This window comes from Caenimonas terrae, assembly GCF_042655405.1.
Lineage (GTDB): Bacteria > Pseudomonadota > Gammaproteobacteria > Burkholderiales > Burkholderiaceae_C > Ramlibacter > Ramlibacter terrae_A.
The window spans coordinates 69,653-93,413 of sequence record NZ_JBHSMF010000005.1; the positions used below are offsets into that span (position 1 = coordinate 69,653).

The 23,761-nt window shown below is 69.0% G+C and carries 24 protein-coding genes; 13 read left to right on the forward strand and 11 right to left on the reverse strand.

Annotated elements, in window-relative coordinates:
* Nucleotides 1-199: 199 nt before the first annotated feature.
* From ACFPOE_RS06115 to ACFPOE_RS06140, 6 genes are read right to left on the reverse strand one after another with little or no spacing between them, the layout of a single operon-like run.
* The gene (locus ACFPOE_RS06115) at nt 200-1,837 is read right to left on the reverse strand and encodes a GMC family oxidoreductase (RefSeq protein WP_376849129.1); all 1,638 of its coding nucleotides are present in this window, start codon (nt 1,835-1,837) and stop codon (nt 200-202) included.
* Complete coding sequence (locus ACFPOE_RS06120; protein WP_376849130.1) at nt 1,834-2,997, reverse strand: acyltransferase family protein; 1,164 nt, start codon at nt 2,995-2,997, stop codon at nt 1,834-1,836. The genes ACFPOE_RS06115 and ACFPOE_RS06120 overlap by 4 nt, the downstream gene beginning before the upstream one ends.
* Nucleotides 2,994-4,829, reverse strand: a complete 1,836-nt coding sequence (locus ACFPOE_RS06125; protein WP_376849131.1) for a beta-galactosidase — start codon at nt 4,827-4,829, stop codon at nt 2,994-2,996. Before ACFPOE_RS06125 ends, ACFPOE_RS06120 begins: the two co-directional genes overlap by 4 nt.
* Nucleotides 4,826-6,367 (reverse strand): CoA-acylating methylmalonate-semialdehyde dehydrogenase, encoded by a 1,542-nt coding sequence (locus ACFPOE_RS06130; RefSeq protein ID WP_376849132.1) that lies wholly within the window; start codon nt 6,365-6,367, stop codon nt 4,826-4,828. The genes ACFPOE_RS06125 and ACFPOE_RS06130 overlap by 4 nt, the downstream gene beginning before the upstream one ends.
* Nucleotides 6,364-8,211, reverse strand: a complete 1,848-nt coding sequence (locus ACFPOE_RS06135; RefSeq protein WP_376849133.1) for an acyclic terpene utilization AtuA family protein — start codon at nt 8,209-8,211, stop codon at nt 6,364-6,366. The genes ACFPOE_RS06130 and ACFPOE_RS06135 overlap by 4 nt, the downstream gene beginning before the upstream one ends.
* On the reverse strand, nt 8,211-8,984 hold the full coding sequence (locus ACFPOE_RS06140; protein WP_376849134.1) for an enoyl-CoA hydratase/isomerase family protein: 774 nt from the start codon (nt 8,982-8,984) through the stop codon (nt 8,211-8,213). The genes ACFPOE_RS06135 and ACFPOE_RS06140 overlap by 1 nt, the downstream gene beginning before the upstream one ends.
* Nucleotides 8,985-9,095: 111 nt before the next feature.
* Here ACFPOE_RS06140 and ACFPOE_RS06145 point away from each other — a divergent pair, with 111 nt between their 5' ends.
* From ACFPOE_RS06145 to ACFPOE_RS06165, 5 genes are read left to right on the forward strand one after another with little or no spacing between them, the layout of a single operon-like run.
* Nucleotides 9,096-10,214: an MlaE family ABC transporter permease gene (locus ACFPOE_RS06145; RefSeq protein WP_376849135.1), complete on the forward strand. Its 1,119-nt coding sequence runs from the start codon at nt 9,096-9,098 to the stop codon at nt 10,212-10,214.
* A complete protein-coding gene (locus ACFPOE_RS06150; protein ID WP_376849136.1) occupies nt 10,214-11,050 on the forward strand; it encodes an ABC transporter ATP-binding protein in 837 nt (278 codons plus the stop codon). The genes ACFPOE_RS06145 and ACFPOE_RS06150 overlap by 1 nt, the downstream gene beginning before the upstream one ends.
* 12 nt (nt 11,051-11,062) lie before the next feature.
* Nucleotides 11,063-12,040, forward strand: a complete 978-nt coding sequence (locus ACFPOE_RS06155) for an MlaD family protein (RefSeq protein ID WP_376849137.1) — start codon at nt 11,063-11,065, stop codon at nt 12,038-12,040.
* A complete protein-coding gene (locus tag ACFPOE_RS06160; protein WP_376849138.1) occupies nt 12,037-12,675 on the forward strand; it encodes an ABC-type transport auxiliary lipoprotein family protein in 639 nt (212 codons plus the stop codon). Before ACFPOE_RS06155 ends, ACFPOE_RS06160 begins: the two co-directional genes overlap by 4 nt.
* A complete protein-coding gene (locus tag ACFPOE_RS06165) occupies nt 12,672-13,217 on the forward strand; it encodes a cyclic nucleotide-binding domain-containing protein (RefSeq protein ID WP_376849139.1) in 546 nt (181 codons plus the stop codon). The genes ACFPOE_RS06160 and ACFPOE_RS06165 overlap by 4 nt, the downstream gene beginning before the upstream one ends.
* Nucleotides 13,218-13,220: 3 nt before the next feature.
* Here ACFPOE_RS06165 and ACFPOE_RS06170 read toward each other — a convergent pair whose 3' ends face one another.
* A complete protein-coding gene (locus tag ACFPOE_RS06170; RefSeq protein ID WP_376849140.1) occupies nt 13,221-13,853 on the reverse strand; it encodes a MarC family protein in 633 nt (210 codons plus the stop codon).
* The gene (locus tag ACFPOE_RS06175; RefSeq protein WP_376849141.1) at nt 13,853-14,599 is read right to left on the reverse strand and encodes an SDR family oxidoreductase; all 747 of its coding nucleotides are present in this window, start codon (nt 14,597-14,599) and stop codon (nt 13,853-13,855) included. Before ACFPOE_RS06175 ends, ACFPOE_RS06170 begins: the two co-directional genes overlap by 1 nt.
* Before the next feature lie 93 nt (nt 14,600-14,692).
* Between ACFPOE_RS06175 and ACFPOE_RS06180 the strand changes: the two genes are divergently transcribed.
* The 3 genes from ACFPOE_RS06180 to ACFPOE_RS06190 are packed head-to-tail and all read left to right on the forward strand — an operon-like array spanning nt 14,693 to nt 16,704.
* The gene (locus ACFPOE_RS06180) at nt 14,693-15,292 is read left to right on the forward strand and encodes a 2-hydroxychromene-2-carboxylate isomerase (protein ID WP_376849142.1); all 600 of its coding nucleotides are present in this window, start codon (nt 14,693-14,695) and stop codon (nt 15,290-15,292) included.
* A gap of 26 nt (nt 15,293-15,318) precedes the next feature.
* Entirely contained in the window at nt 15,319-16,002 is a 684-nt protein-coding gene (locus ACFPOE_RS06185) for a dienelactone hydrolase family protein (RefSeq protein WP_376849143.1), read from the forward strand.
* A 51-nt stretch (nt 16,003-16,053) separates the two neighbouring features.
* A complete protein-coding gene (locus tag ACFPOE_RS06190) occupies nt 16,054-16,704 on the forward strand; it encodes a glutathione S-transferase family protein (RefSeq protein WP_376849144.1) in 651 nt (216 codons plus the stop codon).
* Nucleotides 16,705-16,738: 34 nt separating this feature from the next.
* Here the strand turns inward: ACFPOE_RS06190 and ACFPOE_RS06195 are convergent, their stop codons facing one another.
* The 3 genes from ACFPOE_RS06195 to hemB are packed head-to-tail and all read right to left on the reverse strand — an operon-like array spanning nt 16,739 to nt 19,607.
* Nucleotides 16,739-17,482 (reverse strand): DUF72 domain-containing protein, encoded by a 744-nt coding sequence (locus tag ACFPOE_RS06195; protein WP_376849145.1) that lies wholly within the window; start codon nt 17,480-17,482, stop codon nt 16,739-16,741.
* Nucleotides 17,483-17,488: 6 nt separating this feature from the next.
* A complete protein-coding gene (locus tag ACFPOE_RS06200; protein ID WP_376849146.1) occupies nt 17,489-18,592 on the reverse strand; it encodes a magnesium transporter CorA family protein in 1,104 nt (367 codons plus the stop codon).
* 13 nt (nt 18,593-18,605) lie between these two features.
* Complete coding sequence (hemB, locus tag ACFPOE_RS06205) at nt 18,606-19,607, reverse strand: porphobilinogen synthase (RefSeq protein WP_376849147.1); 1,002 nt, start codon at nt 19,605-19,607, stop codon at nt 18,606-18,608.
* Nucleotides 19,608-19,897: 290 nt separating this feature from the next.
* Between hemB and ACFPOE_RS06210 the strand changes: the two genes are divergently transcribed.
* From ACFPOE_RS06210 to ACFPOE_RS06230, 5 genes are read left to right on the forward strand one after another with little or no spacing between them, the layout of a single operon-like run.
* Complete coding sequence (locus ACFPOE_RS06210; protein WP_376849148.1) at nt 19,898-20,320, forward strand: CopD family protein; 423 nt, start codon at nt 19,898-19,900, stop codon at nt 20,318-20,320.
* A 52-nt stretch (nt 20,321-20,372) separates the two neighbouring features.
* Nucleotides 20,373-21,443 (forward strand): VanZ family protein, encoded by a 1,071-nt coding sequence (locus ACFPOE_RS06215; protein WP_376849272.1) that lies wholly within the window; start codon nt 20,373-20,375, stop codon nt 21,441-21,443.
* 10 nt (nt 21,444-21,453) lie between these two features.
* A complete protein-coding gene (locus tag ACFPOE_RS06220) occupies nt 21,454-21,795 on the forward strand; it encodes a (2Fe-2S) ferredoxin domain-containing protein (protein WP_376849149.1) in 342 nt (113 codons plus the stop codon).
* Nucleotides 21,796-21,807: 12 nt separating this feature from the next.
* A complete protein-coding gene (locus tag ACFPOE_RS06225) occupies nt 21,808-22,431 on the forward strand; it encodes an alpha/beta hydrolase (RefSeq protein ID WP_376849150.1) in 624 nt (207 codons plus the stop codon).
* A 4-nt stretch (nt 22,432-22,435) separates the two neighbouring features.
* Complete coding sequence (locus ACFPOE_RS06230) at nt 22,436-23,635, forward strand: D-alanyl-D-alanine carboxypeptidase family protein (RefSeq protein WP_376849151.1); 1,200 nt, start codon at nt 22,436-22,438, stop codon at nt 23,633-23,635.
* Nucleotides 23,636-23,761: the final 126 nt, after the last annotated feature.

Below are 23,761 nucleotides of genomic sequence, written 5' to 3' on the forward strand. Positions count from 1 at the left end.
AAAAGACGCCGGGGTAACGGCGTCTTTCAAATGGCATCCTGAGGATGCGTGACCTGTCCCGGCCCTTGTGTTGTTCTGGGGAGTCTCCTCGGACCCTCGCCCTTGCTAGCCTTGGCAGGCCGGTTGCGAGTCGGTGGACTCTACCCGGCGCACCGGCATAGTGCATCGGTGATTTCCCGATGCGACGCCAGCCGCTTTGCTAAGCGTCGGCCTCGGCAGCGCGGATGATCCAGTCCGCCGCCTTTTCGGCCAGCATCAGCGTGGGCGAATTGGTATTGCCGCTCGTGATGGTGGGCATCACGCCGGCATCGACCACGCGCAAGCCGGCGATCCCGCGCACCCGCAGCTGCGAGTCCACGACCGCCATCGGATCGTCGTCGCGTCCCATCCGGGTGGTGCCCACCGGATGGAAGATGGTGGTGGCGATGTCGCCGGCCAGCCGCGCCAGGTCTTCGTCGCTCTCGAACTCGATGCCGGGCTTCCATTCCTGCGGCTGGTACTTCGCCAGCGCCGGCTGGCCGACGATGCGCCGCGTCACGCGCAGCGAATCCGCCGCCACCTTGCGGTCTTCCGGCGTGCTCAGGTAGTTGGGCGCGATCAGCGGCGCGTCCTCGAATTTCCCGCTGCGGATGCGCACGCTGCCGCGGCTGGTCGGGTTGAGGTTGCACACGCTCGCCGTGAACGCGTCAAAGCCATGCAGCGGTTCGCCGAAGGCGTCCAGGCTGAGCGGCTGCACGTGGTACTCGATGTTCGGGTACGGATGGTCGGGGGAGCTGCGGGTGAATGCCCCCAGCTGCGACGGCGCCATGCTCATCGGGCCGCTGCGCTTGAACGCGTATTCGAGCCCGATCCTGGCCTTGCCCCACCAGCTGCCGGCCAGCGTGTTGAGCGTCTCGACGCCGCTGACCTTGAAGACCGCGCGGATCTGCAGGTGATCCTGCAGGTTGGCGCCGACGCCCGGCAGGTCATGCACCAGCGGAACTCCCAGGCCGTGCAACAGCGGCGCGGGGCCGATCCCGGACAGCTGCAGGATCTGCGGCGAGCCGATGCTGCCGGCGCACAGGATCACCTCGCGCGTTGCCGTCACCGCCACCTTTTCCGTGCCGGTCCAGACCTCGGCGCCGGTGCAGCGCATGGTGCCGTCGGCCTGTGGCCGCACCACCAGCCGTGCGACCTGCGCATTGGTCCACATCTCGAAGTTGGGCCGGCCGTAGCAGACCGGCCGCAGGAAGGCCTTGGCGGTGTTCCAGCGCCAGCCCTGCTTCTGGTTGACCTGGAAGTAGCCGACGCCCTCGTTGTCGCCGCGGTTGAAGTCTTCGCTGTGCGGAATGCCGGCCTGCTGCGCCGCCTGCGCGAACGCGTCCAGCACGTCCCAGCGCAGGCGCTGCCGCTCCACCCGCCACTCGCCGCCGGCACCGTGCATCGCGTCGGCGCCCTTGTAGTAATCCTCGTGCTTCTTGAAGTACGGCAGGCAGCTGTCCCAGGTCCAGCCGGCGTCACCGGTCAGGCGCGCCCACTGGTCGTAGTCGCGTGCCTGGCCGCGCATGTAGATCATCCCATTGATGCTGGAGCAGCCCCCCAGCGTCTTGCCGCGTGGATAGCGCAGCCGGCGGCCGTTCAGCCCCGGGTCGGGCTCGGTGTTGTACAGCCAGTCGGTGCGCGGATTGCCGATGCAATACAGGTAGCCGACCGGGATGTGGATCCAGTGGTAGTCGTCGCGCCGTCCGGCCTCGATCAGCAGCACCCTCTTCGCAGGGTCCTTCGACAGGCGGTTGGCCAGCAGGCAGCCGGCGGTGCCGGCGCCGATGATCACGTAGTCGAAGCTGGTGTCGCTCATGGCTGGGGGGAAGTGGCGTCGAGTCTGCCATTGTTCACGAGATCGGGCGACATCCGCTCGACCAGCAGGCGGCCGCGCCGGCGCCAGGGCACTTCGACCAGCCGATAGCTCGCCTCCACCAGCAGCGCCAGCACCACCAGTCCCGTCGTCAGCGTGAGGCCCAGCTTGAGCGGACCGTCCGGCGTGTCGGCCGGCAGGATCCGTTCGACCAGCTTGCGGGCGATCAGGAAGCAGACGATCTGCGCGAGATAGATGGAAAAGGAGCGGGCCCCGATCGTCACGGCCACGGTGCGCAGCCAGCCGGCGGGCATCAGGTAGCCCTTTGCGTACGAGGCGATCCACACCAGGACCGCGCTCAGGATTGCCACCGCCCCCATGTAGGGCGGAAACGGCCGCTTGTGGGCGATCACGCCGAAGCCGACCAGCAGCAGCACAGACACCACGGGTCCCGCCCAGCCGGCCAGCAGTTTCGGCTCCAGCGCGCGGTAGCCCTGGCGCCTGGAGGCCACCGCGAGCAGCACGCCCAGCGCGATGGCGTCAGTGCGCAGGAAGCCGGACAGTCCGGTCCAGTGATGGCGCGCCAACCCCAGCTGCGCCAGCGCGAGCGCCGCGACGAACCACCACAGGCGGTTGCGGAACAGGAAGGCGGCAAACGGGATGACCAGGTAGAACTGCTCCTCCAGCGACAGGCTCCAGTAAGGCTGGAACGAGCCGCAGTGGAGCCGGGCGTCGACGGTGCAGCGGTAGAAATGAAGGTTCGCGTACTGGAACATGGCAGCGAAGGTGTCGTACCAGAAGATCGAATTGCCCTTGATGCCCTTCAGGCCGATCACGATCATCAGCGCGACGATCCACAGCCAGGCCGCGGGGATGATGCGGTACCAGCGCTTGATCCAGAACTTCGCGACCTCCCGCCAGAAGGGCCGGCCGCGCTTGCCTTGCAGCGCCGGCAACAGGCTGCGCGCGATCACATAGCCGGAGATGCAGAAGAACAGGTCCACCCCCGACCACATGCCTTCGACATACCCGTAGAACTGCGGGTAGCCCAGCACCAGGCCCTGGTAGTGGTGGAACAGGACGAAGATGACGGCCACCGCGCGAAGGACTTCGATCTCTTCGTTGCGTTGCTCGTGCACGGCCGCCGCCGCAATGGGATTCACTGCGCCGCCATCGCCTGGATGGCACGATAGAGCTGGTCGGAGCCATCCAGCGAGTTGTTCGGGCGGATCTCCATCCGGTTCAGGGTGGCGCCGGCCTTCTGGTTGCGGTCGCCGATGACCGACATGTAATACGGGCTGACGAAACGCGCCCCCAGCCGCTGGTGCAATGCCAGCGCCCGGGCCGCCGCATCCGGCCGCTTCCACTGCTGCTGGTGGAACTCCGGAACGCCGTAGTCCGTGAGGTGCATTTCCTGAATGTACCGCTGCGTCCACGTGCTTCCCGCCGCGCCGCCGTAGGTGTTGATTCCCTGTTTCCACGGCAGGGCCGCGCCGACGCTGTCGTCGGTAGCAAAGAACTGCGCGTTCCAGCTCGAGTTGGCCCGCGGCAGGATCTGGTGGGAGTACAGCTTGTCGGCAGGCAGTCCGGCCGAACGCGCCACCCGGTACATGCTGGCGATGAACTCTTTCACCTGCCAGGCCCGGTAGCCGTTCCAGTCGCGCGCCAGCCGGTTGAACATCACCTTCTGGACCGGCTTGGGCAGGTCCAGTGACGCCCGCACGTCGGACAGCGTTGCCAGCGCGGGCAGCCGCACGAGCCGGCCCGCGTGCCGTTGTTCGCCGCCGGGGCGAGGCGGTGCGCCGGCTTCCACCTGCAGCGTGGCGTGCCCGAGTTCTTGGTTGCCCGCCGCCGTGCGGGCAACGACCTGCAGCGCATATTCTCCGGGCGCCCAGCTGGAAAAATCGAGGTCGTGGCGAAAGCCCACGCTCGGGTCGTCGACCGCGTCCAGGGTGCGGTAGACGTCCAGCCGGTTGAAGTCGCCCGGCACCTGCGCCACCGATTGGCCGTCGACGTACAGCTCGAGGCCGGCGATGCGGTGCTTCGGGTCCCACAGCCAGCCGCTGACGGCCAGCCAGCCGTCGGCAGCGCCGTCGAAGTGCTGGAGCGCATTTGCGTGCGCCGCCAGCATGCTGCGGGCGGGCGGCTGCACCTCCTCGAACGAACCGTAGCGCGCGCCGGTCGCCTGATTCAACGCGTCGACGGATCGGTATGCGTTGCGCAGCCAGCGGCGGAATCCGGCAACCGAGGCCGGGCTGTAGTCCGTCACGCTGAGCTGCTCGAAGTTGCCCATGCCGCCTTCGAAGTTGGGGAACATGTGGTGGACCTCGCCGGCCAGGGTGATCGCCACCAGCCGATCGCGCGTGGCCTTGGGCAGGGCCACCACGCTGGCCGCCACGCGGCGCAGCGCATCGAAGCGCAGGCGGTTGACCGGGATCGACTCGTCGGTCTGCAAGGTGTACGGCACGATCTTGTAGCCGAAGTAGGCCGAGCCCGGCACGCTGCCGTCGGCCAGGTGCATCAGGTTGGCGGGATCGGACTCCAGGAACGACGTGATCTCGCCGCTGGTGTCGAAGTGGTTGGCGGCCAGGTAGAGAACCGCCGGCCGCTTCAGCGCGTTCAGCACGTCCATCACCCGCTTGATCCGGGCCTCGTCGATCGCCCAGCGCCCTTCCCGCTTGCGGTACAGGCTGAGCAACTGCACGGTGACCGTGTAGCCGACCTGCACGGCGCCCCTGGGGCCGCCCGGTTCCAGTGCGTCCAGCAGGCTGGCCGCGGCTTCGACGGCATTGTTGTTGTGCGCCGCGCATTGCGAGCGGGCGTCGATCAGGTTGCGGTATTCGTTGTCCGGCCTGGCATCGCAGATCAGCAGGCCCTCGATGACCGGCGCGATGACCAGCGGCCTGCGCGCCTGGGGCAGCGCAGGCGCCGCCGCAACCGACGCGACCAGTGCGGCCGCCGACAGGGCAAGCCCCGCCTGCAGCCGGAAGTTCATTGCGCCGTCGGCATGGTGAACTCGGCGCCCTTGCCGATGCTCTCCGGCCAGCGCTGCATGATCGACTTCTGCTTGGTGTAGAAGCGCACGCCTTCCTCGCCGTAGGCATGCATGTCGCCGAACAGGCTCTTCTTCCAGCCGCCGAAGCCGTGCCAGGCCATCGGCACCGGGATCGGCACGTTGATGCCGACCATGCCCACCTGCACCCGGCGCGAGAACTCGCGCGCCGCGTTGCCGTCGCGGGTGAACAGCGACACGCCGTTGCCGTATTCGTGCGAGTTGACCAGCGCCAGCGCCGCAGCCATGTCGGGCACCCGGATGCAGCCCAGCACCGGGCCGAAGATTTCTTCCTTGTAGATCTTCATCTCGGGCGTGACGTTGTCGAACAGCGAGCCGCCGATCCAGAAGCCGTTGTCGCAGCCGGCGCCGGCCTTGGCCGCATGGAACTTGCGTCCGTCCACCAGCAGCTTGGCGCCTTCCTTCTCGCCGGTGTCGATGTAGCCGGTGATGCGCCCGTGGGCGGCGCTGGAGACGATCGGGCCCATCTCGGCGTCCAGCTCCAGGCCGTTCTTGATCTTCAGGTGGCGCGTGCGCTCGGCCAGCAGCGGCATGATCTTGTCGGCCGCGTTGCCCACCAGCACCGCCAGCGAGATCGCCATGCAGCGCTCGCCGGCCGAGCCGTAGGCCGAGCCGATCAGCGCGTCCACCGTCTGCTCCAGGTCGGCATCGGGCATCACCACCATGTGGTTCTTGGCGCCGCCCAGCGCCTGCACCCGCTTGCCGTGGCGGGCGCCGGTCTCGTAGATCTTCTGGGCGATGGCGGTGGAGCCGACGAAGGACAGGGCCTTCACGTCCGGGTGCACCAGCAGCGCGTCGACCGCGTCCTTGTCGCCCTGCACCACGTTGAACACGCCGTCCGGCAGCCCCGCCTCCTTCAGCAGTTCGGCCATCATCAGGGAGGCAGTCGGGTCCAGCGGGCTGGGCTTGAGCACGAAGCAGTTGCCGGCCGCGATCGCCACCGGGTACATCCACATCGGCACCATCACCGGGAAGTTGAACGGCGTGATGCCGGCCACCACGCCCAGCGGCTGGCGCATCGTCCAGTTGTCGATGCCGGTGGAGACCTGGTCGGTGTAGTCGCCCTTGAGCAGCTGCGGGATCCCGCACGCAAACTCCACGATGTCGATGCCGCGCGACACCTCGCCGACCGCGTCGGTGAACACCTTGCCGTGTTCGGCCGTGATCGCGCACGCCAGTTCGTCCTTCTTCTGGTTCAGCAGCTCCAGGAACTTGAACATCACCCGCGCCCGGCGGATCGGCGGCGTGTCGGCCCACTTGGGGAAGGCGGCCTGCGCCGAGGCGACGGCGACATCGACCTCCGCGCTGCTGGCCAGCGCCACCTGGCCGCTGACGCTGCCGGTGGCCGGATTGAAGACGTCGGCGCGGCGGCCGCTGTTGCCCGGCACGATGCGCCCGCCGATCCAGTGTTCGATCGAGGCGATGGCGGCGGACTTGGAGGACTTGTCAGGTGCGTTCATTGGATGCTTTCGTCAGGAGTATCAAGAATAGCGTCTCCCGCCGGCCCTTCCCAGGCAGCGGGAACGCGGATCGGCAGGGTCAGCAGGATCTGCGCCATGCCCTTGCCCAGCGGATCGTTGCGCAGCGAGGCCATGCCGCCGCCGTCCAGCGCCCGGGTGCACAGGAAGTTCATCGCGTGGATGCCGGGAACGTCGAAGCGCGTTACCTGGCCATGGACCAGATGGCCCAGCCAGTCGGCCACGCGCCCTTCGGTCAGCTGCTCGCGCAGCAGTGGCAGCCATTCGGGCCGGCGGGCGATCACGCCGATATTCGAGCTGTCGCCCTTGTCGCCGCTGCGGGCATAGGCAAGGCGGATCAGCGGCACTTCCACAAGGCCCGTTCGGGCTGAGCTTGTCGAAGCCCCAGCGTGTCCTTCGACAGGCTCAGGACGAACGGGATTGGTGGGCGCGGGAACGGGGGGCTGTCCGCAAGGGATGGCGATTTCCAGTTCCTTTCCATCCAGCAGCACGACCGGTTGCAGCCTGCGCTTGTCCAGCAGGAAGGCGAACTGCCGGATCGCCGGCGCGGGGCTGGGCCGGCCGTCGGCGCCGGTGGTTCCCGGCGACCATGAGGTGCCGGCCGGCGCGATCTCGCGCGCGAACAGCTCCAGCGCCGCCTTCTGCGGATGCATCACCGCCAGCCGCAGCACGGCTTCGCGGACCGCGCCGGTGCGGGCCCGCGGCCCGAAGTAGGCCGCCTCCGAGCCGAGCACCTCGAGATTGGTGCGGCTGTAGTCGGCCAGGCCCTGCTGGGCGAACAGCTCGCGCGTGCGCTCCAGGATCGCTTCGCCGGTGCGGCGGGCCTTCCTTGCGGCGTCGATGCCGATGATGGTGAGCTGGCCGGTGCAGCGAAAGCCGTCCATGTAGGTGGCGCTGACCTTGTACTCGGGACCGGGCGCCAGCCCGCGGGCGCCGCGCACCTCCACCCGGTCCGGCCCGGCCTGCGCCAGCGTCACGCCGGTGAAGTCGCAGCTCACGTCCGGCAGCAGGTAGCGGCGCGGATCGCCGATCTCGTAGAGCATCTGTTCGGCGATCACGGCGGTGTTGACCAGTCCGCCGGTCCCGGCCGGCTTGGTCGCGACGAAGCTGCCGTCGGCGCGGCATTCCAGCACCGGGTAGCCGATGTGGGCCCAGTCGGGCACGCTCTCCCAGTCGGTGTGCAGCCCGCCGGTGGCCTGGCAGCCGCACTCCAGGATGTGGCCGGCCAGGCTGCCCTGCGCCAGCCGGTCGTAGTCGTCCGGGCGCCAGCCGAACTCGTGCATCAGCGCACCGAGGGTGACGGCGCTGTCCACGCAGCGGCCGGTCACCACGATCTGCGCGCCTTCGTCCAGGGCGCGGCGGATCGGCAGCGCGCCGAGGTAGGCGTTGGCGGTCAGGACTTTGTCGGGCAAGGCGGCGCCGGACTGCATCTCGCGCACGCCCTCGCTGCGCAGCTGCGGCAACAGCGCCGTGGCGTCGTCACCCAGGACCACGGCAACCTTCACCTGCACGCCCTGCTGCGCGGCCAGTGCGGTGATGGCATCCGCGCAGGCCTGCGGGTTGACGCCGCCGGCGTTGCTGATGACGCGGATGTTGCTGGCCACCACCTCCTTCAGGATGGCCTGCATCGTCACGGTGACGAAGTCGGTGGCGTAGCCCAGGTCCGGGTTCTTGCCGCGGGCCGCCGCCAGGATCGACATGGTGAGTTCGGCCAGGTAGTCGAACACCAGGTAGTCGACCTCGCCGCGCGCCACCAGCTGCGGCGCGCCGACGCTGCTGTCGCCCCAGAACCCGCTGGCACCGCCGATGCGCACGACCGGCCGCATCAGCTTCCCTTCCAGGCCGGCGGCCGCTTCTGCTGGAACGCCTGCTGGCCCTCCTTCGCATCCTCGGTCAGCGTGAACAGCGCGATCTGGCTTTCGGTGAAAGCCATCGATTCCTCGAAGGCCATGGTCTCGATGCTCTTCATGGTGTAGACGCCGCGCCGGATCGCGGCCGGCGACTTGTCCAGGATGCGCGCCAGCAGCCAGTCCAGCCGGGCGTCGAGGTCGTCCGACACGTAGTTCACCAGCCCGCACGCCAGCGCCTCGGCAGCCGTGAGCGGCTCGCCGGTCAGGCACATCTCGGCCAGCTTGCGGCGCGGGATCAGGTGCTGCAGCACCGTGAGCACCTGGGCCGGGAACACGCCGACCTTCACTTCCGGCAGGCCGAACACCGCGCTGCCGGCGGCCACCGCCAGGTCGCACATCGACAGCAGGCCCATGCCGCCGGCCATGCAGGCGCCGTTGACGCGCGCGATCAGCGGCAGGTTGCTGGCCCGGGCCTGCCGCAGCAGCTGCGCCAGCTGGCCCCGCGGCTCGGAATAGTCGGTGGTGAAGGCCTGCGCGGCCTGCAGGTCGGCGCCGGCGCAGAACGCCTTGCTGCCGGCGCCGGTCACGACGATGGCTCTCAGCTCGCGCTCGGACTGGGCGGCAGCGATCGCCAGGCCCATGCCGGCCAGCACGGCGTGGCTCATCGCGTTGCGCCGCTGTTCGCGGTTGATGGTCAGCCAGAGCACGGGGCCCCGCCGCTGCACCAGCAGATCGTCGCTCTCGCTCATGCCGTCTCCTTGCCTTTTCTCCTTTATACCGCCGCCCGGCGACGGCCCGTCCTCCTACACCCATTCCCGTGGCCCAGCAGTTAGGATGGCAGGCTTACCCTTTCGGCCCTCATGGACCAACCCACGCCACGCATCGAGCAGCAGTCCACCCCCCAAGGCCAAAGCACCCTGGTGCTGGGTCAATGGACCGCTGCCCAGTTTGCGCAGCCCAAGCTGCTGGAGACGCTGGAAGCCGGATTGACCAAGGTGGCCGCTGCCGGCGGCTGGGACCTGACCCGCGCCGAGCAGATCGACCACGTCGGCGGCCAGCTGCTGTGGGACCACTGGGGCCGGCGCTGGCCGGAGCCGATCGAGCTGCTGCCGCCGCAGCGCGCCGTACTGGAGCGGGTGGCGCAATTCACGGCGGCGCCGCCGGCGCGCAAGAAGACGACGCTGCGCGCCCGCTACCTGGCCATCGGCGGCGCGGTGCTGCGGGTGCTGGAGCACTTGCAGTCGTTCCTGCGCCTGATCGGCGAACTGACGCTGAACCTCTTCAAGCTGGCCAAGGCGCCGCAATGGGGCCCCTGGCGCGATTTTTCCGGCCACCTGTACCGGATCGGTGCCACCGCGATGCCGATCACGGCGCTGGTCGGCTTCCTGATCGGCGTGGTGCTGGCCTACCTCACCTCGCAGCAGCTGCGCCAGTTCGGCGCCGATGCGTACATCGTCAACATCCTGGGCATCGCGCTGATCCGCGAGCTCGGGCCGATGCTGGCGGCCATCCTGATCGCGGGCCGGTCCGGCTCCTCCATCACGGCGCAGATCGGCGTGATGCGGGTGACCGAGGAACTGGATGCGATGCGGGTGATGGGCATCTCGCAGGGCTTCCGGCTGGTGATGCCGCGCGCCATGGCGCTGGCGGTGGTGATGCCGCTGATCAGCGTGTGGACGACGATCTGCGCCCTGGCCGGCGGCATGCTGGCGGCCGACGTGTCGCTGGGCATCACGCCCACCTATTTCCTCAATGCGCTGCCGCAGGCCGTGAGCCCCGGCAACCTGGGCCTGGCCAGCAGCAAGTCGGTGGTGTTCGGCATCCTGATCGCGCTGATCGGCTGCCACTTCGGGCTGAGGGTCAAGCCCAACACCCAGAGCCTGGGCGAGGGCACGACGGCGTCGGTGGTCACCTCCATCACGGTAGTGATCCTGGTGGACGCGCTGTTCGCGGTGCTGTTCAAGGAAGTGGGTCTTTGATGGCCACGGCGCTCGCACCGGCCGCCGCGGCGGCGCCCGGCCCGGCGGCGGCCGGGCCGATGGTGGAAATCCGCAAGCTGCAGACGGTGTTCACCAGCCCCGAGCGGCGCCTCGTCGTCCACGACGACCTGGACCTCACGGTGCGGCGCGGCGAGGTGCTGTCGCTGGTGGGCGGCTCCGGCACCGGCAAGACCGTGCTGCTGCGCCAGATCCTCGGGCTGGAGAAGCCCTCGATGGGGGAAATCCACGTGCTGGGCCAGTCTGTGTCCGAGCTGGGGCGCAAGGGCGCGGCCAGCCGGATCGGCATGCTGTTCCAGCATGGCGCGTTGTTCTCCGCCTTCAGCGTGCTGGAGAACATCGCCTTCCCGCTGCGCGAGCTCAAGACGCTGACCCCGACCCTGATCCGCGAGGCGGCGATGGTCAAGCTGCAGATGGTGGGCCTCAAGCCCGAGGTCGCCGACAGCATGCCGGCCGACCTGTCCGGCGGCATGATCAAGCGGGTGGCGCTGGCCCGGGCGCTGATCATGGACCCGCCGCTGCTGCTGCTGGACGAGCCGACCGCGGGCCTGGACCCGGACAGCTCCGACGGCTTCGTCACCCTGCTGCGCTCGCTGCACCGCGACCTGGCGCTGACGGTGGTGATGGTCACGCACGACCTGGACACCCTGTTCGAGCTGTCGACCCGGATCGCCGTGCTGGCCGACAAGAAAGTGATCATCGCCGCCGCACCCAAGGACGTGATTGCTTTTACCCATCCCTTCATCCGCGACTTCTTCCTCGGCCCCCGTGGCCAGCGCGCGATGGAGCTGCTGCGCGAATACCCGTTCGCGATCTAGAAAGGCAACGCTATGGAAAACAAGGCCCATGCCCTCGCCGCCGGAGTCTTCGTGGCGCTGCTCAGCCTGCTGCTGCTGGGCCTGGCGTCCTGGCTGACGCGCGACACCGGCAAGCGCGACATCTACGAGATCTCCACCCGCGAGACGGTCACCGGGCTGCAGCCGCAGGCGCCGGTGCGCTACCGCGGCGTCGACGTCGGCAAGGTCGAGACCATCGGCTTCGACACCAAGACGCCGGGCAACGTGCTGCTGCGGCTGGAAGTGGACAGCGCGGCGCCGATCACCGCCGACACCTTCGCCACCCTCGGATTCCAGGGCGTCACCGGCCTGTCGTTCGTGCAGCTCGACGACAGCGGCAAGCCCTCGCCGCGGCTGGTGCCGAACAAGGACGACCCGCCCCGCATCCCGCTGCGTCCCGGCCTGCTGGCCAAGCTGCAGGACAAGGGCGAGAAGATCCTGGACCAGGTGGAGCAGGTGTCGGTCAAGCTCAACCAGGTGCTGTCCGACCCGAACCAGAAGCGGCTGGCCGCGGCGCTGGACAACGTGGGCGAGGCCGCCGCCAGCGTCAGCAAGCTGTCCACCACCATGGCGGCCATCCTCAATGCGCAGCTGGGCCCGGAGCGGGTCAACATCCCGGCCTTCGTCAAGAATGCCGATGCGACGCTGACCTCGGTGCGCGGCACCTCCGACGAGGCGAAGAAGGCGATCGCCGAGATCGGCGACACCGCCCGCCGCCTGAACGCCAAGGATGGCCCGGTGGACCGGCTGGCCGAGGGCGCGGAAGGCCTGGCCCACGCCGCCGACTCGTTCAACGCCGCCACCCTGCCGCGGATCAACCGGGTGACGGAGGACACCTCGCGGGCCGTGCGCCAGCTCGGTCGCGCCGTGAACGGCATCAACGACAACCCGCAGTCGCTGATCTTCGGAGCGGGCCCGGCCCAGCCGGGGCCGGGCGAAGCGGGCTTCACGCCTCCAGGAGCCAGCCGATGAAAACCGTGTTCAGAATTGCAGCCTCGCTGCTGGTCGCTGCGCTGGCGGGCTGCGCCGGGCTGGTGGACAAGCCGGTGCGCGCCACGCTCTACGACTTCGGCCCGGGCCGGGTCACGCCAGCGGCGGCGCCGGCGCCGCAGGCCACCCGGCCGGCGCTGGTGCTGGCCGATGTGGATGCGGCCGGCGCCCTCGACGGCTCGGCCGTGCTGTACCGGCTGGGGTATGCCGACGACCACCAGCTGCGCCCTTACGCGCAGGCCCGCTGGAGCGCGTCGCCGCCGCAGCTGGTGCGCCAGCGCCTGCGCGAGCAGATCGGCCGCGACCGCATCGTGCTCAACCCGGGCGAAGGCGCGGCGCTGGCGCGCAGCGGCGGGCTGCTGCCGCGTGCCCTGCGCATCGAGCTGGAAGAGTTCTCGCAGTTCTTCAGCAGTCCGACCGAGAGCGTCGGCCTGGTGCGGCTGCGCGCCACGCTGCTGGAGAACACGGCCGGCGGCGAGAAGCTGCTGGCGCAGCGCGACGTGGTGGTCCAGCGCCCCGCACCCAGCGCCGACGCGGCCGGCGGCGTGCGGGCGCTGTCGGCGGCGGTCGACGCCGCGGCCGACGAACTGGTGCAGTGGCTGGCGCAGGTGCCGTGAAAGACATCGAGGAACAACTGCTTGCCGCCGGGCTCGAGAACCTCGGCCCGGTGGAGCATTTGTCGCATTGGCCGCGGCTGATGCAGGAGTCGCCGCTGATGCAGGACTTCACGCCGGCCGAGGCGGACATCCTCGGCTCGGTGATGCTGCGCGTGCGGGCCCAGCCCGGCCAAGTGCTGATCTCCGAGGACGACGCCAGCGACTTCATGATGCTGCTGCTCTCGGGCACGGTGGACGTGGTCAAGCGCAAGGTCGGCGCCGACGTCGACGCGGAGGAGCCGGGCGGCACCACGCGGCTGGCGGTGCTCAAGGACGGCGCCTCGCTCGGCGAGATGTCGATGCTCGACGGCGAGCCGCGCTATGCCAGCTGCATCGCCCTGACCGAGGTCGAAGCCGCGGTGCTGGTGCGCTCCGGCGTCGCCCGCCTGATCGTGTCCCACCCCACCGTCGGCGCCAAGCTGCTGGTGAAGATCACCCAGCTGCTGGCCCAGCGCCTGCGCAACACCAGCAACCAGGTGATCCGGCTGCTCAAGGAACAATAGGCCTCAGCGTCCCAGGATCGGGAACAGCTTGTGCAGGCCGTCGGCCATCACTTCGACCGCCAGCGCCGCCAGGATCAGGCCCATCAGGCGGGTCATCACGTTGATGCCGGTCTTGCCCAGCACCCGGGCGATCGGGTTGGCCAGCGCAAAGCAGAGGGCGGTGGCCAGGCCGATCACCACGCCATAACCCACCAGCAGCGCCAGGTCCAGGAAGTGGCGGGCCCGTTCAGCGTAGATCACCACCGTTGAAATGGTCGCCGGCCCGGTGAGCAGCGGAATGGTCAGCGGCACCACCGCGATGCTGGCGCCCATCGCCGCCTTTTCCACGCCGTCCTGCAGCTCGTTGCTGCTGGACTTGGCCTCGGCCGGATGGGCGTTGAGCATGTTCAGCGCGCTGGTCAGCAGCAGCATGCCGCCGCCGACCTGGAAGCTGGCCAGCGAGATGCTGAAGAACTCCAGTATCCGGGTTCCCAGCAGCGCGCTGCTGGCGATCACCACGAACGCCGCGAAGGAGGCGGTGACGATCGTGCTGCGCCGCTGCTGGCGGCTGAAGCCCTCGGTGTAATGGATGAAGAAGGGCACGATCGCCAGCGGGTTGACGATCGCCAGCAGCGTCACCAGCGGCTTGAAGTCCATCAGCGTCCGCCCGAGACGTCCAGCAGCGACATCGTGGTGTAGCTGGCGGCCGGCGACAGCAGCCAGACGATCGCCTGCGCCACCTCGTCGGCCGTGCCGCCGCGCTGCATCGGCACCAGGTGGGCCAGCTGCGCGACCCGGTCCGGGATACCTCCGGAAGCGTGGATCTCGGTCTCGATCAGCCCGGGCCGCACGGCGTTGACGCGGATGCCTTCCGCCGCCACCTCCTTGGCCAGCCCGATGGTGAAGGCGTCGATCGCCCCCTTGGCGGCGGCGTAGTCCACGTACTGGCCCGGCGCGCCCAGCCGGGCGGCGGCGCTGGAGAGATTGACGATGGCGCCGCCGCTGCCGCCGCGCCGCGTGCTCATGCGGCGCACCGCCTCGCGGGCGCAGACCATGGAGCCGATCACGTTGACCTCGAACATGCGCTTGAGCCGGGCCACGCTCATGTCTTCCACCCGCGCCGTCACGTCGACGATGCCGGCGTTGTTGACCAGGCCGGTCAGCCGTCCCAGCTCGGCATCGATGCGCGCGAACATCGCCAGCACCTGCTGCTCGTCGGCGACGTCGGCCTGCAGGGCGATCGCCTTGCCGCCTGCCTCCTTGATCTGCCGCGCCACACTGTCCGCCGCGCCGGCGTGGGCCGCGTAGTTGACGGCCACGGCCCATCCCGCGCGGGCCGCCAGCAGCGCGGTGGCGGCGCCGATCCCGCGGCTGCCTCCGGTGACCAGTAGTACTTGTTCCAAGACCTGTCTCCTGCAGAAAGTCGTCGGGTAGGCTACAAACCGCCATTACAGCGCACATCGCGCCGCCCCGAGAACGACAATCAGGAGACCCCCATGGCCCGCAGCATCGACTACTACTTCACCCCGCAGAGCCCCTGGACCTACCTGGGCCACGAACGCCTCACCCGCATCGCCAGCGACGCCGGCGCCACGGTGAACGTGCTGCCGACCGACTACGCCAAGGTGTTTCCCATCTCCGGCGGCCTGCCGCTCGGGCAGCGGGCGCCGCAGCGGCAGGCCTACCGCCTGGTCGACCTGGCGCGCTTTTCCGCCCAGCTGAAGCTGCCGTTGAACCTCAAGCCGAAGTTCTTCCCGGTGGCCGGCGACGACGCAGCGCGGCTGATCATCGCCGTGAACCGGCAGGACGGCGCCCACGCCGCGATGAAATTCTGCGGCGCGGTGTTCGCGGCGGTCTGGGTGCAGGAGCGCAACATCGCCGATGCCGCGACGCTGGCGCAGCTGCTGGCCGAGACCGGCCTGCCCGCCGAGCGGCTGGCCCAGTCGCGGGAACCGCAGGTCCAGCAGCAGTACGAGGCGAACACCGCCAAGGCGATCGAGGCCGGCGTCTTCGGCGCGCCCAGCTACGTGATCGATGGCGAAATCTTCTGGGGACAGGACCGGCTCGAGTTCGTCGAGCAGGCGCTGCGTCCCTGACATCCACCAACAACAGGAGCATCCGCATGGGCAATTTCATCGACCTCAAGGCCGCCGACGGCTTCAGCTTTCCCGCCTACGTGGCGCAGCCTCAAGGCAAGGCGCGCGGCGCCATCGTGGTGCTGCAGGAGATCTTCGGCGTCAATTCGCACATCCGGCAGGTGACCGACGGCTACGCCGCCGCCGGCTACCTGGCAGTTGCGCCGGCCACCTTCCACCGCGTCAAGCAGGGCGTGGAACTGGGCTACACGTCCGATGACATCAGCGCCGGCGCAGCGCTGAAGGCCCAGGTGGAAGCGCTGCCGGCTCCCGGCGTGCTGCAGGACATCCAGGCGGCGATCAACCATGCATCGCAGGCCGGCAAGGTCGGGATCGTGGGCTACTGCTGGGGCGGGCTGCTGACCTGGCGCGCGGCCTGCATGCTCAACGGCCTGGCCGCGGCGGCGCCCTACTACGGCGGCGGCATGACTGTGGCACCGGAGATCTCGCGCGTGCCCAAGGTGCCGGTGATGGCCCACTTCGGCGACCAGGACGCCCACATCTCGATGGAGAGCGTGCGTGCGTTCGAGAAGGCACAGCCCGGGGTCGAGGTGCACGTCTACGCCGCCAACCACGGATTCAACTGCGACCAGCGCGGCTCGTACAACGCGGGCGCGGCCGCCACGGCGCGCGAGCGCACGCTGGACCACTTCCGCCGCCACGTCGGCTGACGCCGGGCATCGCCTGGAACGAAGGCCGCGCTGCTGCGGGATGGAACGCCGATGATCGAGCTGCATTACTACCCCAGCACCGCGGCGATGGTGCCGCACATCCTGCTGGAGGAAATCGGCGTGGCCTACCGGCGGGTGCTGGTCGACCGCGCGGCCGGCGCCCACAAGCGGCCGGAGTATCTGCAGCTCAATCCGAACGGCCTGCTCCCGGTGCTGGTGGATGGCGGACAGGCGATCTACGAAACGGCCGCCATCGCGCTGCACCTGTGCGACACGCATCCGCAGGCAGCGCTGGCGCCGCCCACCGGCTCGATGCAGCGGGCCCTCTTCTACCAGTGGCTGGCATGGCTGACCAACACGCTGCAGGCCGCGCTGCTGGTGTACTTCTATCCCGAGCGCTGGATGGACGAAGGCAATGCCGCCGGCGCCGCCGAACTCAAGGCCAATGCGGAGCGCCGGATCGGCGTGCTGCTGGACATGCTGGAAGCGGAGCTGGCGCGCCACGGCGGGCCGTGGTTCGGCGGCGAGCGCTACAGCGCGCTCGATCCCTATGTGTTCACGCTGTGCCGCTGGACCCGCAATTTCAAGTCGCGGCCGGCGCGCGAGCGGATGCTGCTCGGTCCTTACCTGCAGCGGGTGCTGGCGCGGCCGGCGGTGCAGCGCGTGATGGCCGCCGAGAAGCTGGTCCCGCCCTTCGTCTGAACGGGCTGGCGTGGCCGTGGGCCGCGCCCCTCGCTCACCCGAGTTGCTGGTCCAGCGCCAGCCTCAGGTCGAGCCCGTTCTGGGCCGCGGCGTTGCCGGCAGTGTTGTCGAAGATGCACCAGACCTCGCGTCCTTCGGCCGCCGCCAATGCGATCCGCTTCGCCAGCGCCTGCAGCGTCTGCGGTTCGTACGACGAGTAATACATCCGCGGCGATCCGTGCAGGCGCAGGTAAATGCGATCGGGCCAGCCGCCCGGCAGCCGGCCGCCCTCGTGCCGCACCGGGTCCGCCAGCACGCGTGCGACGCGATGCTGCGCCAGCCAGGCGTCCACCGCCGGCGTGAACCAGCTGGCGTGGCGCGGTTCCAGCGCCACCGGCCCGGCGTGGCGCTGGCGCAGCGCCGCGAAGAAGCCGCCGGCCGGCGCCGGCTGGAATTCCAGGCTGGGTGGCAGCTGCACCAGCAGGCAGCCGAGCCGCTGGCCCAGGCCGTCGATCTGCCCGAAGAAATCGTCCAGCAAGGCGTCCGCGGCCAGCAGCCGCAGGTCGTGCGTGATCGTGCGCGGCAGCTTCACGCTGAAGCGAAAGGCTGGCGGCACCGCCTCGGCCCAGCGTTCATAGGTGGCGCGGCTGTGCGGCCGGTGGAAGGAGGAATTGATTTCGACGCCGTTGAACCGGCTGGCGTAGCGCTGCAGATGGCTGCTGTCGGGGGCGAAGGCGGACTGCACGTCGCGCGGCAGGCTCCAGCCGGCGCAGCCGATGAAGATGCCCGGGCCCTGCATCCGGGCCTAGCGTCCCGCGCGCGCGAGATAGCGTTTGCGCCAGAACACCAGCAGCACGAACATCGCCACCCACAGCATCATGCCCAGGATCACCCACATCGCGTGCTCGGAATGGATCAGGGGCAGGTACTCGAAGTTCATGCCGAAAAAGCCGGTGATCAGGTTCAGCGGCAGGAACACGGCGGTCAGCGCCGTGAGCGTGCGCATGATCTCGTTGGTGCGGTGGCTCTGCGCCGCGAAGTGGATCTGCACCGCGCTTTCCGCGCCCTGCTCCATCCGCCGCACATGGTGGACCACCCGCTGGACGTGTTCGATCACATCGCGCGCCCGCGCCAGCAGGCCGTCGCGCTCGGCCGGCGCCAGCGTTGCCGAGGGCTGTTCGCGCGCGGTGTCCAGCCATTCCTGCATCGCGTCGTTCTGTTCCTCGCACAGGTCCTCGAGCTGGTGCAGCTCGGAGCGCGCCAGCAGCAGCGCGTTCCAGTTGGCCTGGCGCGAATCGGGCCGCAGCAGCTCGCGTTGCCAGCTGTCCATTTCCGCGCTCAGCTTCTTGCGCAATTCCAGGTAGCTGTCCACCATCACGTTGACCATCCGCAGCATCAGGTCCGACGGGCTGGACGGCAGCCGGTTGCGCCCGCCCGCGGCGCCGTCGTTCTGCACTGCGTCGGAGAGATAGCGCTCCACGAAGGAGCGGGCCGTGTAGCAGCCGCCCGGATGCACGGTGATCAGCAGCCGGTCGAACGCCACGAAGCCGACGGCCCGGGTGCGGATGCGCTGGAACGAAGGCAGCGCCGCGTCCGGGTCGAGCTTGGTGCCGTCACCCTGCAGTTCGAGGTCCACTTCCTGCGCGGTCGCCAGCCGCCGGAAGATCACCACGTCGTAGATCGACGTGTAGTCGTAGTAGGACGGATGGGCCCGGTTCTCCAGGTCCTGCAGGTGCAGGTCCAGCAGCGCGGAGCCGCCCAGCCGCTGGGCCGCATGCTGCAGCGACGCCAGGTGGCTGCGTAGCGATTCGCGCTCCAGATAGACCCAGATGAAGCCATCGGCGGGAGGTCGTTCCGGAATCGCCTCCAGGAACCGCAGCGTGCCGCCGCCGAATTCGACGATTTGCATGGACTGCGCGCGCTCAGTTCTTCAGTTGGCGCGCGGCATCCAGCGCAAAGTAGGTCAGCACGCCGTCAGCGCCGGCGCGCTTGAACGCCAGCAGGCTCTCCATCATCACCGCGTCGTGGTCCAGCCAGCCGTTCTGCGCCGCGGCCTTGAGCATCGCGTATTCGCCGCTGACCTGGTAGGCGAAGGTGGGTACGCGAAATTCGTCCTTCACCCGGCGCACGATGTCCAGGTAGGGCATGCCGGGCTTGACCATCACCATGTCGGCGCCCTCGGCGATGTCCATCGCCACTTCGCGCAGCGCTTCGTCGCTGTTGCCCGGGTCCATCTGGTAGACCTTCTTGTTGCTCTTGCCCAGGTTGCCGGCCGAGCCGACGGCGTCGCGAAACGGCCCGTAGAAGGCGCTGGCGTACTTGGCGCTGTAGGCCATGATCCGGGTGTGAATCGCGCCGGCCGACTCGAGTGCCGCCCGGATCGCGCCGATCCGGCCGTCCATCATGTCGCTGGGCGCCACGATGTCGACGCCGGCCTCGGCCTGGGCCAGCGCCTGGCGCACCAGCACTTCCACCGTCTGGTCGTTGAGGATGTAGCCGGTTTCATCCAGCAGGCCGTCCTGGCCGTGGCTGGTGAAGGGATCGAGCGCGACGTCGGTCATCACGCCCAGCTGCGGGAACTGCTTCTTGAGCTCGCGCACCACCCGTGGCACCAGGCCGGCGGGATTCCAGGCTTCCCTGCCATCGGGGGTCTTCAGCGAGGCGTCGATCACCGGGAACAGCGCCAGGGCCGGAATGCCCAGCTCCACGCACTGCGCGGCGACCGGCAGCAGCAGGTCCAGGCTGAGGCGCGCGACGCCGGGCATGGAAGCGACCGCGTCGCGCCGCTGCTTCCCTTCCTGGACGAACACCGGATAGATCAGGTCGTGCGCCGTCAGCGCGTTTTCGCGCACCAGGTTGCGGGTGAATTCATCCCGTCGCAGCCGCCTGGGGCGGCCGTGGGGATAGGGGGCGTGAACGGTCATGGCGAAAATTGTGCCCGAAGGCCGGGCGTCGCGTCCGGCTCATTTGCCGGCATTTGTGCCGCACCCCGGCGCTTTCCGTCACGAAATACCGGGCCTGGACCGCAGTTGCCACCTTGAAACTGCGCACCCGCTTTGTTAAATTAGCCGTGGGCGGTTTGCCGCTCCCCGCTTTTCCTCCCTGAGCGGGCGCCTTAATGTGTGACAGCAAAAAGGCTTCCAACCCCGGCCCGCGAGGCCGGGGTTTTTTTTGCGCGCTCCGACCGGTCCGCCGGCCCATACACTTGCGGCAAATGCTTTGGGTCAAGGGCTTCCATATCGTGTTCGTGGCCAGCTGGTTCGCGGGCCTGTTCTATCTGCCTCGCATCTTCGTCAACCTGGCGATGGTCGAGCCGCAGTCGATCGCCGAGCGCGAGCGGTTGCTGCTGATGGCGCGCAAGCTGCTGCGTTTCAGCACCCTGATCGCCGTGGTGGCCGTCGCGCTCGGGCTGTGGCTGTGGCTGGGCTTTGGCATCGGCCGGGGCGCGGGCTGGATGCACGCCAAGCTGGGGGTCGTGGTGCTGGCGATCGGCTACCACCATGCCTGCGCCGTGCTGCTGCGGCGCTTCGTCGACGGCCGCAACCGGCGCAGCCACCGCTGGTATCGGTGGTTCAACGAACTGCCGGTGCTGCTGCTGACCGCAGCGGTGCTGCTGGTCGTGCTCAAGCCGTTCTGACGTCGTGACAACCCACAAGACTTCGGCCTGGCCGCTGGCGCAGGCCTATGCCATGCTGATCGTGTACGCGAGCCTGTATCCGTTCACCGGCTGGCGCGACCAGGGCATTGCGCCGTGGGCGTTCGTCAGCAGTCCCTGGCCCAAGTATTGGACCGCCTTCGACGTGGTCGCCAACCTGCTCGGGTACGCACCCCTGGGCTTCCTGCTGGCGCTGAGTTTCCTGCGCAAGGGCGGCAAGCCGGCGATGCCGAGCAACTGGTCGGCGATCACGATCGCCACGGCGGCGGCCGGGCTGCTGTCGTTCAGCATGGAGTCGCTGCAGAGCTATCTGCCGGCGCGGGTGCCGTCGAACGTCGACTTCGCCCTCAACACCCTCGGGGCCCTGGCCGGTGCCGTCAGCGCAGGTGGGCTGGAACTGGCCGGCGCGATCGACCGCTGGAGCCGGTTTCGGCTGCGCTGGTTCGTCGCCGAAGCGCGCGGTGCGCTGGTGCTGCTGGCGTTGTGGCCGTTCGCGCTGCTGTTTCCGGCGTCGGTGCCGCTGGGCCTGGGCCAGGTGTTCGAGCGGCTGGAGTCGGCGCTGGCCGACTGGCTGCTGGACACGCCTTTCCTCGAGTGGCTGCCGGTGCGCGACATCGAATTGCAGCCGCTGATGCCGGGCACCGAGATGCTGTGCGTCGCTTTCGGGGCGCTGATTCCCTGCCTGCTGGGGTTCTCGGTGATCCGCTCGCTCGGACGGCGGGCCGTGTTTGCGGTGATTGCGGTCGCAGTCGGCATTTCGGCCACGGCGCTGTCGGCGGCGTTGAGCTGGGGGCCGGGCCATGCCTGGGCCTGGCTGAGCCAACCGGTGCAGCTCGGCCTGGCGGTCGGCCTCGGGCTGGCGCTGGCCTCGCTGCCCCTGCCCCGGCGTGGCTGTGCCGCGGTGCTGCTGCTGGCGCTCGTCGTCCACCTGAGCATGTTGAACCAGGCGCCGGCCAGCGCCTATTTCGCCCAGACCCTGCAGACCTGGGAGCAGGGCCGCTTCATCCGCTTCAACGGGCTGGTGCAGTGGCTCGGGTGGCTGTGGCCTTATGCGGCGCTGGTCTATGTGCTGGTGCGGGTCTCGGCGCGGGAACGCCAAGCCTAGAATCGTGGCGATGACCGACGGCACTCCTTCCTACTACAAGCACCACATCTTCTTCTGCCTGAACGAGCGCACCAACGGGGAGGCGAGCTGCTCCCAGCACAATGCGCAGGGCGCTTTCGACCGCTGCAAGCAGCTGGTCAAGGCGGCCGGCCTGGCCGGACCAGGGAAGGTGCGTGTCAACAAGGCCGGATGCCTGGACCGCTGCGCCGGCGGCCCGATCGCCGTGGTCTATCCCGAGGAGGTCTGGTACACCTATGTGGACGAACAGGACATCGACGAGATCGTCGAGTCCCACCTGAAGAGCGGCAAGGTGGTCGAGCGGCTGCTCACGCCGCCCGGCGTCGGCCGCTAGGACCGCCTGCCGATGAATTCAAGGACAGAGCGGTTCCAGCTGCAGGGCGCGTCCGGTGCCATCGAGGCGCTGCGCGACACGCCCGAGGGCGCGTCGCGCGGCGTCGCCGTCATCGCGCATCCGCATCCGCTGTTCGGCGGCACCATGGACAACAAGGTGGTGCAGACCATGGCCCGCGCCTTCGTGCAGGCCGGCTGGACCGCGCTGCGCTTCAATTTCCGTGGCGTCGGCGCCAGCGCCGGCGTGCATGACGAAGGGCGCGGCGAAACCGAGGACTTGCTGGCATTGGTCGCTTCCCAGGCTGGCGAGGGTCCGCTGGCGCTGGGCGGTTTTTCCTTCGGCTCCTTCGTCGCCAGCCGCGCACTGCAGAGCCTGTGGGCAACGCGCAGCGTCGAGAAGATCGTCCTGGTGGGGACGGCTGCCGCGCGCTTCGACGTGGCGACGCTGCCGCCCGAGTCGCACGACCGCACGATCGTGATCCATGGCGAGCGGGACGACACCGTGCCGCTGCAGGCGGTACTCGACTGGGCCCGGCCGCAGTCGCTCCCCGTCACGGTCATTCCCGGGGGCGAGCACTTCTTTCACGGACAACTGCCGCTCCTGAAAAGCCTGGTGCTGCGGCACCTTCGCAGCTGACCTGATGAATAGAAGATTCCTGCAGGCGCTGGCCGCGCCGCTTCTGGCGTTGCTGTGTTTCGCGGCCGCCGCCCAGGCGCCGCAGCCGCCCGAGATCGCCGCCCGCAGCTACTTGCTGCTGGACGTCACGGCCAACCAGATGCTGGCATCGCACGACATCGATTCGCCGGTGGAGCCGGCCTCGCTGACCAAGCTGATGACGCAGTACCTGGTGTTCGACGCGTTGCGCGCCAAGAAGCTGGACCTGCAGCAGCGCCTGCCGGTGAGCGTGCGGGCGTCGAAGGTGGGCGGTTCCGCCATGTTCATCGACCCGAAGATGACGGTGCCGGTGGACGACCTGATCAAGGGAATGATCGTGCAGTCCGGGAACGACGCCGCCGTGGTGCTGGCCGAGGGCGTCGGCGGGACGGTGGAGCACTTCGTGGAGATGATGAACAACCAGGCCAAGGTCCTGGGCATGAAGTCCACCAGCTACAAGAACCCGGAAGGCCTGGCCGAACCCGGCCACACCACCACCGCCCGCGACCTGGGCGTCCTGGCCTCCCGGCTGGTGCAGGACTTTCCGCAATACCTGCATTACTACTCGATCAGGAAGTACCGCTACGAAGGCACGCCGACGGCGAACGACACCAACCGCAACCTGCTGCTGTTTCGCGATCCGACGGTGGACGGCCTGAAGACCGGCCATTCCGCGGCGGCCGGCTACTGCCTGATCGCCACCGCCAGGCGCGATTTCCCGAATCTTGCAAACCCCGGGGCCACCGCCGGAACACCGGAAGCGGCCGGCAGCCGCCGGCTGCTGTCCATCGTGCTGGGGGCAACCAGCGAAAATGCCCGCGCGAACGAATCCCAGAAGCTGCTGAACTGGGGCTACACCGCCTACGAGGGGGTCAAGCTGTTCGCCGCCGGCCAGCCGGTGGTGGAGCCGATGGTCTGGAAGGGCACTCAGGGAACGGTCAAGCTGGGCCGCCCCCAGGCCGTGGTGGTGGCGGTGCCGGCGGGGACCGCGGGCAAGCTCAAGACGCAGGTGTCCCGTCCGGACCCGCTGGTCGCCCCCTTCGCCAAGGGCCAGCAGGTCGGCACCCTCAAGGTGATGGCCGGCGACCAGCCCCTGGTGGACGTGCCGCTGGTCGCGCTCGAGGCGGTGGACCAGGCCGGGGTCCTGGGCCGGGCCTGGGACGCCGTGCGCCTGTGGATCAAGTGAGCGCGCCAGGCGCCGACTGACCGGCGGGCAGGCCCCGCGATTGCGGGAAAACCCGCCTCGGGATATACTCATGGGCTTTCCCGCAATTGGGTGCGGAGGAAAGCGTGTCCGCTTTCGCGGTTATCG